This is a genomic window from Luteolibacter sp. Y139 (assembly GCF_038066715.1).
GTDB lineage: Bacteria > Verrucomicrobiota > Verrucomicrobiia > Verrucomicrobiales > Akkermansiaceae > Haloferula > Haloferula soli.
The window spans coordinates 14,447-29,359 of sequence record NZ_JBBUKT010000015.1; the positions used below are offsets into that span (position 1 = coordinate 14,447).

The 14,913-nt window shown below is 63.4% G+C and carries 5 protein-coding genes and 1 tRNA gene; 3 read left to right on the forward strand and 3 right to left on the reverse strand.

Annotation, left to right across the window (positions count from 1 at the left end; all coding sequences use genetic code 11):
* Nucleotides 1–69: 69 nt before the first annotated feature.
* The gene (locus WKV53_RS25875; protein WP_341407739.1) at nucleotides 70–693 is read right to left on the reverse strand and encodes a LamG domain-containing protein; all 624 of its coding nucleotides are present in this window, start codon (nucleotides 691–693) and stop codon (nucleotides 70–72) included.
* A 29-nt stretch (nucleotides 694–722) separates the two neighbouring features.
* Entirely contained in the window at nucleotides 723–6,950 is a 6,228-nt protein-coding gene (locus tag WKV53_RS25880) for a PA14 domain-containing protein (protein WP_341407740.1), read from the reverse strand.
* Nucleotides 6,951–7,194: 244 nt separating this feature from the next.
* On the opposite strand from WKV53_RS25880, the gene WKV53_RS25885 reads away from it, so the two are divergent.
* Entirely contained in the window at nucleotides 7,195–7,869 is a 675-nt protein-coding gene (locus tag WKV53_RS25885; RefSeq protein WP_341407741.1) for an HAD-IA family hydrolase, read from the forward strand.
* An 88-nt stretch (nucleotides 7,870–7,957) separates the two neighbouring features.
* Nucleotides 7,958–8,030, forward strand: a tRNA-Lys gene (locus tag WKV53_RS25890).
* Between the two features lie 72 nt (nucleotides 8,031–8,102).
* On the opposite strand, the gene WKV53_RS25895 is transcribed toward WKV53_RS25890, so the two are convergent.
* Nucleotides 8,103–13,520, reverse strand: a complete 5,418-nt coding sequence (locus WKV53_RS25895) for a beta strand repeat-containing protein (protein WP_341407742.1) — start codon at nucleotides 13,518–13,520, stop codon at nucleotides 8,103–8,105.
* 297 nt (nucleotides 13,521–13,817) lie between these two features.
* Here WKV53_RS25895 and WKV53_RS25900 point away from each other — a divergent pair, with 297 nt between their 5' ends.
* The gene (locus WKV53_RS25900) at nucleotides 13,818–14,897 is read left to right on the forward strand and encodes a hypothetical protein (protein ID WP_341407743.1); all 1,080 of its coding nucleotides are present in this window, start codon (nucleotides 13,818–13,820) and stop codon (nucleotides 14,895–14,897) included.
* Nucleotides 14,898–14,913 lie beyond the last annotated feature (16 nt).

The window sequence follows — 14,913 nt, forward strand, 5'->3', positions numbered from 1 at the left end:
GTTTGATCTGCGGCGGGGATACGGCGGAACGACTTGACTTGCAAGCCGAATCTCCCGTCTGAGTCAGGGCTAAAAAGGCCTCCAGCGGAGGCTCCGAAACTCCCCGCTGGTCTGCCATGTGGCGAGCCCGAAAGGGGCGCATTGGTCGATCGGTCCGGGCCGCAAACCGAGCTTCCGGCCGGTGGTCTGGAAGTCAATGACCTGCTCGTCATCGATCCACGCCTCGATGCGCCCGGCGGAGCATTTCAGGCGCAGCCGGTACCAGCGTTCCTTTTCAAAGGAGCGGCGGAAGGTGGTCTCGTTTTCGGACGCATCCTTGCCGTCGATCGAGGAGAGTCCGACGGCGTTGCCGCCCCAGCCGCCGACGATCCAAGTCAGGCATTCGCCGCCAGCGCGGGCGGGGAAGGTGAGGCCGCAGAAGAAGTCGGTGCCATCGAGTCGGCGGGCTTCAAATTCTATTTCAAACGGCGGTTTCACGGGTGGCCCGGTCCACTTCGTCGCGCTGAGGCTTTCGCTCGACTGGAGCCGCAGCTGGCCGGGGGAGGGGAATGAGAGCTCGCCGCCCGCGGCGGGTTGCCAGTGGGCTGTGAGGGGCTGCCAAACTGACCCGGCCTCGACGGCCGCCGGTCCCTCCCTACGGCAGGCCGCGGGGAGGGTGGCGAAGGTGAGCTGGAGCCAGCCGCGGCGGTTCATGGCGGAATTACGCCACGAACCGCGGGGATTTACAGGTTCCCATTGAGGCGGACGAACATCTTGGCCCCGGTGCGCGGGATCTTGACCGTCACGCGATCGACACCGGGGCCGAAGCCATCGTCGGTCTCGGTGATCTGGACACCGTTCACGCCATTGGTGGCGGGGGTCCAGGTTCCGGTGAGAGTTCCACCATACTCCGCGAAGGGCGCGGCCGCGGAGGCGACGTCGGCGCGGCGGAACACGAAGGTGGCCCAGGTGGGGTCCATGGTCAGCTGCGGCAGGACGGCGACGGGTGGAGTGCCGGTGCCGGTGGGATTGCCGCCGAGGACGAATTCCAGGCTGTTCGGAATGCCGTCCTTGTCCGGGTCGGCGGTGGCGAGGCGGTTCGTGCCTTGCAGTCCCATGTAGTCGAGCCAGAAGGTATAGCTCGGGTCGCCGGGTGGTGGGGCGATTGCATTACCAGGTTGCGTCTCTCCCGGCATCAGGCCCGGATACTCCAGGAACTCCTTGCGGATGATCTGACGGCTGAAGCCCGGCACTTGCCAAGCCACCGACACGTAATCGTCGCCGCCGCCTTCCTTCTGCAGCGCCTCGATGTAGCAGCGCTGGCCTGCGACGAGTGCGATCGTTGCCGAGGTCTGGTTGGTGTTGTTGGTCCAGTTTTGGTAGCCGGTGGCACCGGTCGTGTAGGCGACGCGGGTCTTGTTCGCGGGATTGCCATCGGTCGCGAGGTTGAGGTCGCCGCCATCGTCCGAGGCGATCCAGAACGTGTAGCTGCCGGTGCGCGGAGCGATGAGGTAGCCGCTGATCTTCTGGCCGTAGTTGTCGCCCCAGTTCACCGGCGCGTCGAAGCTATCGAGGGTCAGGGTCTGGTTCGGCGTGTTCGGGTAGTTCGCGTTGCCGGTGAGGTCGCTGACGTTGTTGCCGCCGATGCCGGTCCAGATCTCGCGCTTGAGTGCCACGTTTGCCGGGGGCGTGCCGGGGTATTGGAGGAAGCGTCCATCGAGGACCTGCCGTGGGAACGATGGGCCCTGCCATGCCACCGAGACGTGATCTCCGCCCGCGCCTTCCTTCTGATACGCTTCGATGTAGTAGGTGGTGCCTGCAATCAGCGGCAAGCTGCCGGATTCCTGGGTGGCATACTTGGTCCACTGGCGGAAGTCGGTGAATGCCGTGGTGTAGGCGATGCGCACCTTGTTCGCGGGATTGGCATCGGTGGAAAGCCAGAGCTCGCTGGCGTCGTCGGAGCTGATCCAGAACTTGAAGTTGCCGGACTCCGGGGCCACCAGCTTGGCGGTGAGGCGCTGGCCGTAGTTGTCACCGTGATCGGTCGGCGTTTCGAAGGTGGTGAGCTGGCCACGTGCGGTGGGCGTGCCGGCAATGAAGGCGGCATTGCTCGTCAGATTGGAGACCTGCTCACCGGCGATGCCCGACCAGACCTCGCGGCGGATCGATGGCTTGCCGGGGATGACCGACGGGTGCTCCAGGAATTGATTCGGAATCACGCGACGGGCAAAGCCGGGGCCCTGCCACGCGACCGCGAGATGATCGGTGGTGGTGCCTTCCTTATGCAGCACTTCGAGGAAATAGCGGCGGCCTGCTTCAAGGGCGACCGGCACCGATTTCTGCGTGGCCTGCACATCCCAGCCCTGCGCCGCCACGGAACCGCTCACGCTGGCGAGCTTGATGCGGTTCGCCGGATTGCCGTCGGTGGAAAGCCACAGCTCGCTGGAGTTGTCGGAGGCGATCCAGAAGGTGTATCGCCCGTGATCCGGCGCGATGAGGTAGCCGCTGAGGCGCTCGCCAAAGGTATCGGCCACATTCGAGCCAGTAACCAGGCCGACATTCGCTGCCAGCGTGGTGACGGTCGATGGCGTGGCCGGGAACGCGGCGTTGCCGGTGAGGTCGGTAACGTTATCGCCGGCGATGCCATTCCACACCTCGCGCTTCAGCAACGAGCGATCCGCGGGAGCGGTGGGGTGTTCAAGGTAGTCATTGCCGATGACCTGCCGCGTGATGCCGGGGCCTTGCCAGGCTACGGCCACGTGGTCGCCGCCGATGCCGTCGCGGTGGCGCACTTCGATGTAGTAGCGCTTGCCTGCGATGAGGGTGCGGGCGGTCGATTTCTGCGAGGCATTGATGTCCCATGCTTCCGGGGCGACGAAGCCGGTGACCGAGGCGATCTGCGCGGCGTTGGCGGGGTTTTCGTCGGTGGAAAGCCTAAGCAGTCCATCGTCATCGCAGGCGAGCCAGAAGGTGTAGCTTCCTGTCACCTGTGGGACGAGGTAGCCGGAGATGCGGTCGCTGTAGTTGTCCGCAGTGTCGGCCCAGGACTTGAAGGTGAAGAGCGCGCCTTCCGAGCTCGGCGCGGTGGCCGGTGGCGTGGTGGTGGTATTGCCGAGCCAGACCTCGCGCTTCAAGGAGGGGCGATAGCTGTCGGGATACTCGAGGTTGTCGCCGCTGATCCGGGTGCGGGCGATGCCGGGGCCTTGCCACGCCACGGCGAGGTGATCGCCGCCGCCGCCTTCTTTCTGCAAGGCTTCCACGTAGTAACGCTGGCCGGCGACCAGCGAGATCGCCACCGATTGCTGGCTGGCTTGGTCGGTCCACGCCTGATTGCCGGTGGCTCCCACCACGCTGGCGATGGTCTTCTTGTTAGAAGGATTCGCGTCGGTGGAGAGGCGCAGCTCGCCGCCATCGTCGGAAGCGATCCAGAACGTGTAGCTGCCGGTGGCCGGGGGGATGAGATAGCCGCTCAGGCGCTGGCCGTAGTTGTCGCCCCAGCCGGACGGGGCCTCGAAGTGCTGCGTGTAACCGCTTTGATCCGGCGACTGCGGGAAGTAGAGCGAGTCGGTAAGTTCATTGAGACCCTGTCCTCCGGTGAGGCCGGTCCAGACTTCGCGCTTCAGGCCGGCCTTCACGACGTTCACGGTGACGGACGCGGTGTCGGAAAGGGGAGTAGGGCCGTTGTCGGTGGCAGTGATGGTTAGAACGCGAGTGCCCGTCGGCAGACGAGAGCCGGTGGCGCGGATGGTGCCGGTGGCGGGATCGATGGTGAAGGCTCCGTCCGTGTTTCCGCCGGTGATCGAGTAGGTCACCTTGGTGCCTGGATCAGACCAGTCTTTGGCTTCAAGGGTTGTTACCAGGCCATCGCGGTCGAAGACGGTGACTGTCTTGTCATCGAGCACCGGTGCGGCGTGATTGTAGAACTGCTGCGTCACATGGGGCGCGCCGAGGATGACCTGGCCGAAGTCCGGACCTTGCCATGACACGGCGAGATTATCCGAGACCGCGCCTTCCTTGTGGAGTGCCTCGATGTAGTAGAACTTGCCGCCTTCCAGCGTGATCGCGGCGGATTTCTGGGTGGCATACTTGCCCCACTCGCGCGAGCCGGTGGCGCCGGTGTGGTAGGCGATCTTCACCTTGTTCGCGGGATTGCTGTCGGTGGAAAGCCAGAGCTCACCGGCATCGTCGGAAGCGATCCAGAAGGTGTAGCTGCCGCTGTCCGGTGCGCGCAGGTAACCGCTGAGGCGCTGGCCGTAGTTTTCGGCGATGTTCTGCGGCGTCTCGAAGAATGCCTGGTAGGTGACCGAGGTCGGGCTGTTAGGGAAGGCGGCGTTCGAGGTCAGGTTGGTGATCTGGCCGCCGCTGATGCCGGACCAGTATTCGCGCTTCACGGCGCGCGGTTCGACTTCCACGGCGATCTGCGCGGTGCGCTGCAAGCCGCCGGAATCGGTCACGCGGACATCGAGGTAGTATTTCGGAAGGGTCGCGAAGGAGAGCGCGCCATTCACGGTCAGCGCGCCGGTGGTGGCATTCAGGGCGAAGGCGGTGCCGGTATTGCCGCCGGTGATGGTGTAAGCGGAGAGGACGGAGCCCGGCTCGAAATCGCCAGCCGCCAGGGTGCCGACCGCCGTGCCCACGGTGCTGTCTTCACGGACGCGGAAGGTCATATTCGCGAGCCACGGTGGGCGGTTCGCCATGGTGCCCGGATACTCGAGATACTCCATACCGATGAGACGGCGGGAAAGGGTGGGTGTCTGCCACGCCACCGCGGCGTGGTCACCGCCGGCATTTTCCCGATGCAGGTATTCGATGTAGTAACGCTGCCCGGCCACGAGCGCGATATTGGCGGACTGCTGGGAAGCCTGGTTGGCCCAATTGATGTCCGTGTTCGCGTTGTTGTAGGCGACCTTGACCTTGTTCGCAGGATTGCTGTCGGTGGACAGCCACAGCTCGCTGATGTCGTCGGCTGCGGTCCAGAAGACGTGATTGCCGGTCTCGGTCGGGACGAGATAGCCGCTGAATTTCTGGCCGTAGTTGTCGGCGGGGTAGCAGCCTTGGAAGGTGCCGGCATGGCGGGTGACGTTCGGGCTGTTAGGATAGTTTGCATTCGTGGTCAGTCCCGCGAGCGTGTTGCCGCTGAGGCCGGTCCAGATCTCCTGCTTCAGGCCACGCATGGGCGCGACGCGCACGGTGACGGGCACCGATTGTGCACCGCCGGAGGTGTAGCCCACGGTCAGATTGAAGACTGTGCCGCCTGTGAGAGCGGCGGCATTGGCCACGCTGAGCACGCCGGTGCCGCTGATCGCGAAGGCGGTGCCGGTATTTCCCGCGGTGATCGAGTAAGCCGAACCGCCCGGAGCGACGGTGCCGATCACTGCGGTGTTCAGGGCAATGACCGGAACATTGAAGCGCCAGCCGGGAGTGGGGACGGTGCCGGTGATGGTGTATTCGCCGAGTGAGCCGTAGTCATCGTAGCCATCGGTGGCCCAAGTGCCATTGCCGACGCCGTCGACCGTCACGGTGTAGGTGCCGGCGACGACGGCAGTGGAAAGCGTGGCGCTCAACTGATTCGCCGGGCTGGCGGTGGCAACCAGCGTGCCGGCGGAGTTGTAGAGCTTCGCCTCGATATCGAGGTTGGGGCTGTTGACCGCGCCATTGAACTGGAGATTCAAGGTGCCGCCGCCGGTGGTGAAGGTGAAGCCATCCACGTCATCAGGGCTGGCGATGATCCCTGTGTTAGAAACCGCTCCGCCCGAGCCGATGGTGAGCGGCGTCGCCTGCACGGCATCCGGCATGTGGTCGTCCACGCGGCGGGCTGCGACCGCCCCGATGATGATCAGGTCATCCTCGTGCTGGTTGGCATTGTTGTAGTCGCCCTTGCTCCACTGGCAGATGTTCTGATTGTAGGGTGCGCCCATGATCGGGCCCCAGCTCATCGCGCCGCTGCCGTGGCCGCCGTAGTAGCCCTGGGTGGTGGTGTCGTCGTGGCTGAGGCCGAAGGTGTGGCCGACCTCGTGCGAGATCACTACCGCGCCGGCGTTGCCGCTGTAGAAGTTCCAGCACACCGGATCGCCGGATTCGCGGAAGGTATTGTTGAACGCGACGCCGCCAGCAGAGGCGAAATTGTTCGTGGTGGTGATGCAGCGAATGCGCAGCCCCTGTGGTGCGCGCAGGTAAGCTTGCAAGTCGGTGGTCACATTGACCTCGAACGGTGCGAAGTCCTCCGACACCCGTTGCCACATGCCGGTGATCTCGCTGGCCGACAGATTATAAGCCGGGGCGATGATTCGCCGTCCGCCTTCCCACGATTGGCCTTCGATGATCTCGCCGTCGAAATCGAGGTAGATCGTCGCTTCCGCGCGCGGCAGGCTGCTGAGGACCGGGATGGCTTCATAGATGGTGCCGACTGAACGGCCGCCGTTATAGATCGCCGCCTTTTCCGGATCCGGGGCATCGGTCTTCGCGAACTGCTTCCAATTCGGGTCCGGCTCGCAAATCACATCGCCGATGGGCCGCCGGGCGACCTGCAATCCGCCATCCGGCCCGCTGGAATAGACGTAGGCGATGCCGTCTTTCTTCTGGAGAACGAATCCGCGATAGCCCCATGGCTCGCCGCCGATTTCAAAGGTGCCGCTGCCGTCCTCGACATCGCCGCCAGCCGCGCGGGCGCCATTGTCGTAATGATTCACGTAATTCAGGCGGGCGGCGATCTCGCCACCGCCGGGGAGGGGGAGGCGGATCACCGATCCTTTTTCCAAGGCGCCGATGTCGGTGAAAGGACCTGCATTCCCGGCGGCTACGGGCATTGGCTGGGTGAGCGGCAGCGCGGGAGCTGCCTTTTCCTTCACTTTCACCGCCGCGGGGGCGACGGCCTGGGCGGCGACCTCCGGCTTTTCCTTCAATAGGCCGAGCGCCAGAATGCCGGCTCCAGAGGTGATGGACGCGAGTAGGACCTTGGTCGAATTCTTCATTGGGTTTGGGGACAAGGAATCCCGACGGGCGGCGGGATTCGGGCGTAGGCGTAACGTCGTTTGTCCGCCTGCGGCTTAGTCGCTTTTTCTAACCGGCTTCTAACTTCCGCAGCTGCCTCCGGTGGCATCAAAGCTCATTTCCAGCGGTGGCTTAAGTTCGCGCCGTTCTGTCCGACAGCAACGGGAATCGCTTCCCGGGAAAACGCCCTGTGAAAGTGGACTCCCAGCCTTCACGCTCCAGCCCGTGCTCCAAGCTCTCTTCCTCGATGCCGCCGGGACCTTGATCGAACCGGCCGAACCAGTCGCCGTCGTTTACGCGCGCACTGCGGCAGCATACGGGCAGACGGTGGATCCAGCGGAGGTGAAAAAGTGGTTTGGCTTGGCTTTCGACGGAATCAGCGGTCCCGAGTATGAAGCCCATCCCGACGGCGACGCTGCGGAACGCGAGTGGTGGTCTTGGATCGTTCTCCTCGTCTTTAACAAGAGCTTGGGCACGCCATTGCCGGAGGGTTTTTTCCGGCCCTGTTTCGAAGCTTTGTTCGCGCACTACGCTCGCCCGGATGCGTGGCGGGTGTTCCCGGAGGTTCCCGATGTCCTTGCCGAGGCTCGATCTGCCGGGCTGAGGCTGGCCGTGGTGTCGAATTTCGACCTCCGGCTGCATGGCATTCTCGCCGGCCACGGGCTGCATTTCGACGAGGTGATCACCTCCGCCGATGTCCGGGCCCGCAAGCCGGATCCCGCGATCTTCCGCGCCGCTCTTGGAAGGCTCCGTCTCCAGCCGCACGAAGTCTTCCATGCCGGAGACTCGCCGGTAACGGACATCGACGGTGCCTCCGCCATGGGGATCGATGCCTGTCTCATCTCCCGCCCGGCGATGGACCTGCGCGCTTTCCTCGCCGAGGCCCTCGCGCGGTGTTGAAAATGATCTTGCCAAACTCCGACCCCACCTCTACCCATCCGCGCCCCGGCGACCGCCACCAGACGGTCACCGGATCCGGAACGGTAACGCGAGGATAGCTCAGTCGGTAGAGCAGTTGGCTTTTAACCAATTGGTCCTGGGTTCGAGTCCCAGTCCTCGTACTGTCCGGTTCATTGGTTTGCGGGAATTTGATTTCCCCCGTGGGCCCGAATTTGTCGGGTTGCAAGTTCCCCTTAGTCTTGGGCCTTGGCGCGCATGAATGCCTTCGTTTGTCCGGTGGGGACGATGTAGAAGGTGCGGTTGGTCCAGCCGGCTTCGGGTGCGGGGATGTTTGCCTGCGCGATGGCGGCGTCCGGGCCGGTCAGCTCCGTCACGGGAGCGGACCAATCGGTTAGATCGAATCCTCCCTGGATGGTGTAGGTGACACCATCGACGGGAGTGGACACTTGTTCACCGGGGCCGCTGAAGGTCGCGCCATTCCGCACTGCCAGGGTGAGCGTGAAGAGGCGGACTCCGGAGACCTCAAGGACCTTCGGGGTCATGCGCGGGGTATCCGCTGCGGAAAGGGGGGAGGTATTGAACGCGAACTCGGCGAGGTTAGTGAGGCCGTCGTTGTCTGGATCGGCGGTGATGATCAGGTTCGTGGTTGTTAAACCCTTCGCGAACGCCCAGGCGGTGTAGGCTGCGGAGCTGCTGAGGACCGTGAGTTTGCCGGTGCCGGAAAAGTGCGCGTCATCGATGTGGGCGGCTCCGGAGCCGGTGGCGCCGTAGGTGCCGGCGGCCATCTGCACGCCATCGAGGAAGAGCTGGGTGACAGTGTCCGAGGCGGTGGTGATCGAGAGCTTCGCGCCGCTGGCGATGCTGACCGTGGAGCTGTCCGCCAAGGTGGACGCGCCGAGAATCAAGGTGCCGGCATTGACGGTGGTGCTGCCGGTGTAGGTGTTCGCGCCGCCGAGCGTGAGATCGCCCGCGCCGCTCTTCACCAGCGAAAGGCCGCCGGTGCCATTGGCGATGATGCCCGCATAGGTGCTGGCGGTGGCGTTGTTGATGGTGAGCTCGGACGCGGTGGCGGCGGTGTTGGTGATGGTGGCGGCGTTCGTGCCTTTGGTCACGGTGTTCGCGGTCTGATTGAAGCCGTTCAGATCGAGGGTGGTGGCGGCCGAATTCGCGAGCACCACGTCCGCGGTTTTCACAAGCGCGTCATTGCTGCCGATTTTCAGGGCTCCGGAAATGTAGATCGAGGAATAGCTGCTGGTGGAGGCGGCGGGGATGATGAAATTCCCGGCGCGGAAGCTGACCGGCACGGTGCTGGTGATCGGTCCGGAAACCGTGAGCGTGGAGGTAGCGTCAGTGTAGAAATGGCCGCCGTTGGTTGGGTTCGCGGTGATGTTGATGGGGCCGGACCAAGTGGCGGCGGACGAGGTGTTGTTGATTTCCAGATCACCGCGGCCGGAGATGCCTTGATTCACGCCGAGGTTCAGCGTGTTGGCGACGTTCACGCCGTTGGTGAGTTGGATGCGTGCGGTCGTCGAGCCGCTGGTGTTGAGGGTCACCGCGCCGGCACCGAAGGCGGAGCTGTTAGAGATGATGAACAGGCCGTCGGTGATCGAGGTGCCGCCGGTGTAGCTATTGGCACTGGCAAGCGTCACGGTGGTGGTGCCCGACTTGGTGAGCGTGCCGCTGCCGGTGATGTCCAGGTTGGTGAGGGTGCCGGTATTGAGGGTCAGCTTGCTGACATCGATCTGCGTGCCCCCGCCATTGAAGATGCCGGCATTCGAGGTGAAGGTGGTGGTGCCGGTGTAGGTCTGCGGCGAGGTGAAGGTGACGTTGCCGTTGATCGAGAGGTTATTGGAGCCGGTGACGATGTTCGATCCACTCAGAGTGAGCGTGCCGCCGAGTTGATTGCCCAGCCGGACGGTGGTGCCATTCGGGGTGAGAGTTCCGGTGTAGGTGACGTTGTCCTTCGCGCCGAGATAGCCGTTGTAGCCAGCGGTGCTGAAGTTGAGGTTTTCGGCGAGGTTGTTGTTCGCGGTCAGTGCGAGGCCACCGGTCGATCCTACGGTGATGCGGGTGGTGAGCAGGGTTTGGAGCGAGGTGTTGTAGTCGAAGGCGATCGCGCCATTGGTGGATGAGCCGATATTCCGGCTGCTGCCGGGAACCGCATTGGCGTTGGCAAACACGAGGGTGCCTCCGTTGGAATTGGTCGCGCCGGTGTAGCTGTTGATGCCGGAGAGCGTCCAGATGCCGCCGCCGGTTTTGGTCAGGGCGGTGGAGCTGGAGCCGTCGACGATGGAGCCGGCGAATTCACCGATGCCCGAACCTTGCAAGGTGAGGACCTTGGCACCCGCACCGGTGACGGTAAGATTGCTGGTGAATTTCAGCGTGCCGGTGCCTCCCTGATCGAGGGTGCCGCCGCCGGTGGTGCCTGCCAGATTGATCACGCGGTCGGTGGTCTCGCCGGTGCCGCCGTAGGCGAGGTTGGCGCCAGTGGTGGTGTCTCCGAGTGAGATGGTGCCGTCGGCCACGGTAACGGGAGCGCCGAGTCCGCTGCTGGCAGTGCCACCGACCACGCTGTTGAAGGAATTAGCCTTCAATACGCCGCCCGCGACGCTGGTCGGACCCTTGTAGGTGTTAGATCCGGTGAGCGTCAGAGTGGAGGTTCCGAGTTTGGTGAAGCCGAAGCCATTGCCTTCGTCGCCGATCGCGCCGCTGATGGTGCCATTGAAGCCGTTGCTCGCTCCGAGCGAGGTGTTCGCCTTGAAGGTCACCGGGCCGGACCAAGTGCCGTTTTCAACCCGGAGTTGGCCGAGCGCCTCACCGGTCGTGCCACCGTAGAGCTGAACTGCCGCGCTATAGGATAAGGCGGAAGACGTGTAGAGCGTGCCGCCGTTGAGCACCTTGATGGTGGCGGCGGATGAGATGATCGTATTCTGTGAGCCATTTGCGACCGATAGTTTGCCGCCGGTGGTGGCGGGGGAAACCTCGATGATGCCGGTGAAATTATTCAGCGGGCCAGAGAGGGCGGTGGTGTTAGATCCGGTGGAGGTAGCCACGGTGATCTTGCCGGAGCCGGAGATCGTCTGGCCATAGTTTGAGGCACCGGCGATGGCCAGGGTGCCCGCTGCATTCACGGTGACGCTGCCGCCAGTGGGAAACGACGCGAGTGCAGGAAAGGACAGCGTGCCGCCATCAATGCGGGTGCCGCCGCTGTAGGTATTCGTGCCGCTCAATACGAGCGTGCCGCTGCCGAGCTTGGCCAGACCTGTGGAGGTGGAAGTGCCTGCGTTGACCAGGTTTGCGGAGTAGGTGAAGGTTCCGCCAGCGTTGGTGGTGTCCAGTCCGAGGACGGCTCCCGTTTTCAGGCCGCCGGTGGAGGAGCCGAGTGCATCGAAAAGGGCGATGTCCGAGGCGGTGAACTCACCGGCACCGCCGATGTTCAGGCCGAGGGTGCCGCCGGAGTTCACCACGAGATTGGAGGTGGTCCAGGCGGCGGAATTTCCCTGATAGAGGTTGGCCGGCTTGGGAAAGATGAGGGTTCCGCCGTTGATGGTGGTGACGCCGGTGTAGGTGTTCGCACCGGACAAGGTCCAGGTGCCGCTGCTGTTCTTCGCAACGCCTGTTAGATTCGTCACGCCGGAGACCGTCACGAGCTGGCCATTGACGCCGGTGCCCGTCGCCGCGGGGGAAAATGTGACCGTGCGGCTGCCGGTATTGATGGCAGTGATGGTGGTTCCGGCGGAGAAGCCGGTGCCGGAAATGCTGCTGCCCACGGTGACGCCATCCACGGAGGACAGGTTCACGGTGGTGCTTCCGCTGGAGATGGCGCTGGTCATTTGGGTGGTCCCGGACAGTCCATTCGCGATCACGCCGCTCAGTTCGCCGATGCCCGCGGTGGCTCCGCCGAGGGTGAGGACTTTGCTTCCCACACCGCTGGTGGTGATGTCGGAGGTGAATCTTAGCAGTCCGGTGCCGGATTGATTCACCGCCGGTGTGCCGGTGGTGCCCGCCATGTCTAGCACGCGGTCGGTGGTCTCACCGCTGCCCGTGTAGTTCAGGGTGCCGCCGGTAGTGCTGGCTCCAACGGTGATGGTGCCATTCGCCACGGTGGTAGGTGCTCCCAAGGAGCTGGTCGCGAGCAGGGGCGAGCCGCCGTTCACGCTATTGAGGGAAGTGGCGGTTAGGGTTCCGCCATTGACCTTTGTTTGGCCGGTGTAGGTGCTTGGGCCGGAAAGGGTCCAAGTGCCATTGCCAGTCTTCAGGATGGAGGTGAGATTCTGGACGCCGGAAACGATCATGGTCTGGCCGTTGGCGCCTGCGCCAGTGGCTGCCGGGCTGATGGTCACCACGCGGGTGCTGGTATTGATCGCGGTGATGGTGGTACCTGCGCCAAGGCCGGTGCCGGAGATGGTGCTGCCGATGATCACGCCATCGACGGAGGCCAGCGTGATGGTGGTGGCACCGCTGGAAAACGCTGCGGTGGTGGCGGTGCTGCCGGATGCGGCATCGCCGATCGCTCCGGCAATCTCGCCGGTGGTGGAGCCTTGAAGCGTGAGGGCCTTGCTGCCGAGGCCGGTGACGGAGAGGGGACTGGTGAATTTCAACAAGCCGCTGCCTCCCACGCTCAAGGTGGGTCCGGCATTGGTGCTGGCGATTTCCAACACGCGGTCGGTGGTTTCGCCGGTGCCGGTATAAGTGATGGAACCAAAGGTCGTGCTGGTGCCGAGTACGATGGTTCCCGTAGTCATGGTGGTGGGCGCGCCGAGGTTGCTCGTCGCGAGCAAGGGTGTGCCGCCGTTCACACTGTTGAACGATGTGAGGTTCACGCTGCCATAGCCGATTTTCGTTTGACCGGTATAGGTATTCGCTCCGGAGAGGGTGAGCGTGCCGGTGTCAGTCTTGAACAGGGAACCGCTGCCACTCACCGTGCCGCTGAGCACCAGGGTGGTCCCGCCGAAGGTCCGGAGCACGCCGGTGCCGCTCAGTCCGATCGCATTGGTCAGCGTCAGGGTGCCGGTGGTGGCTACGATGCCGCCGCCATTCAGGGTGATCGGCCCGCTGCCGGCGGCGGCCGGGCTGCCAAAGGCGACGAGGCCCGAGGTGATGGTCATGCCATGGGTCAGGCCGGTATTGGTGCCATTGAGCGTGAGACGGCCGGTCGTGAATCCACCGGTGGCTGTTAGATCGCCATTCGATGCGATCGAGACTCCGGGTGAGCCGGTGCCTGCGAGGTTGCTGTTGATGGTGGAGAAGATGTTGGTGGCTTGGGCCGTGGTGTTCACCACTCCGGTCGAGCTGCCGAAATCGAGGGTTCCGTTTCCGGCGACGTTGCCGATGACGTAGTTACCGCTGTTGATGTAAATGCCGCCGAGCGTGATCGTTCCACCTGGAGTGCCTGCGGTGACGAGGGTGACCGTTCCCGACGCACTGCCGAACATGGCGGTGTCGGCAGTGGTATTGCTCCACGCGATGTTCGAGCCACTGACGTTCGCGGTGTCCCAATTCGTGGAAACCGTATCCCAAGTGCCAGCGCCGCCATTGGCCGTGGAATTGCTGTCGGTGCCGTCCCAGTAGAACGTCGCCGCGGAGGCAGGAGAAACTAAAGCGCTGAGAGTTAAGGCGATGAAGGTCGGGAAGGGACGGGTGGTGAACATTCGGGCATCCTAGCTTCCGTTCATTAACCTAACATGAATGTAGCCAAAGGTTTCGCTTTTTCAAAGCGGTCACCTGCCCGCCCGATGTGTCGGCGACCCATCTTTTTCCCGCCTTTTTTGTCAGGATCTGCCGCCACGGGTGAATAAGGACGAGGATGGGGGAAACCCCTTCGACCGCAGAGCCTCTTCTTGATGCCGTAATTACCGGCGAGAAGTCCCAAAGGTGCGACAGCTCGCGCGTTCTTGAGCCGTAGGCCCGTCGTTTCGACTCCATTCTAACAAAAATCCACGGATATCATGACCAGCAAACCCCATCAGGTGAGGATGATTCTTTCGGCCATTGGTTTGGCCGCTGCTTCCGGGAGCCTTTCCAAGGCACAGGCGGCGACGCCCTGTATGGACGTGCTGCACCTTTTCACGGCGCCAGGGGTCCCGGCATTTGCCCCGGGCGAGATCGCGGTGCCGGACCGGCCGGCGGATGGGGTGGTGCGTGAGGGGCTGCCGGGTGAGGGTCTGGCGCGGCACCCGATGCTGTATGTGGGGGAGAACTACAACAAGATGTTCCTGGTCAACGATGGCAAGGTCATCTGGACCTATGCGACGGGGCCGCGTCCTGAGTTCGATGACGTGTGGATGCTTTCCAACGGGAACATCCTTTTTTCCCGCATGGAGTACGTGGCGGTGATCACGCCGGACAAGAAGGTGGTGTGGCGCTACGACTGCAAGCTCTCGAACGATGACAAGAAGACGGAGATCCATGCGTGCCAGCCGATCGGCGAGGACAAGGTGATGTTCGTGGAAAACGCGCTGCCGCCGCGGCTGAAGGTGATCAATATCAAGACCGGCGAGGTCGAGGTGGACCATGAAATTCCCTATGAGAAGCCGCAGGGAGTCCATGGCCAGTTCCGGCGCGCCCGTGTCACGGCGCAGGAAACCTATCTGCTTTCCTATCTGAGCCTCGATCGCGTGGTGGAGTTCGACAAGGACTTCAAGGAGATCTGGCGATACGACATCGCCAAGCCTTGGGCGGCGGTCCGCTTGAAGAACGGGAATACGCTGATCACGAATGAAAAGGACAGTCTCACGCGCGAGGTGAATGCCAAGAAGGAAACGGTCTGGGAGTTTGATTGCGCGAAAGATCTGCCGGCGGAGTATCAATTCACGTCGGCACCGCAGACCTGCACCCGCCTCGCGAACGGGAACACCATTTTCACGTCGCGCGGGCAGAATGGCAAAGGGCCGCAGCTCATCGAGGTGACACCGGACAAGAAGGTCGTGTGGGTGCTGCAGGATTGGAAAACGCTGGGGGATGCGACCGCGGTGCAGATTTTGAATGATCCCGGTGTTCCTGAAGTTCCGGGAGAGTCGGAGCATTGATCTTCCTTAGCCGTCT

Excerpts from the sequence above, each read along its gene's own strand:
- WKV53_RS25900 (WP_341407743.1), top strand. The coding sequence starts at position 13,818 with ATGACCAGCAAACCCCATCAGGTGAGGATGATTCTTTCGGCCATTGGT.
- WKV53_RS25880 (WP_341407740.1), bottom strand. The coding sequence starts at position 6,950 with ATGAAGAATTCGACCAAGGTCCTACTCGCGTCCATCACCTCTGGAGCC.
- WKV53_RS25875 (WP_341407739.1), bottom strand. The coding sequence starts at position 693 with ATGAACCGCCGCGGCTGGCTCCAGCTCACCTTCGCCACCCTCCCCGCG.
- WKV53_RS25895 (WP_341407742.1), bottom strand. The coding sequence starts at position 13,520 with ATGTTCACCACCCGTCCCTTCCCGACCTTCATCGCCTTAACTCTCAGC.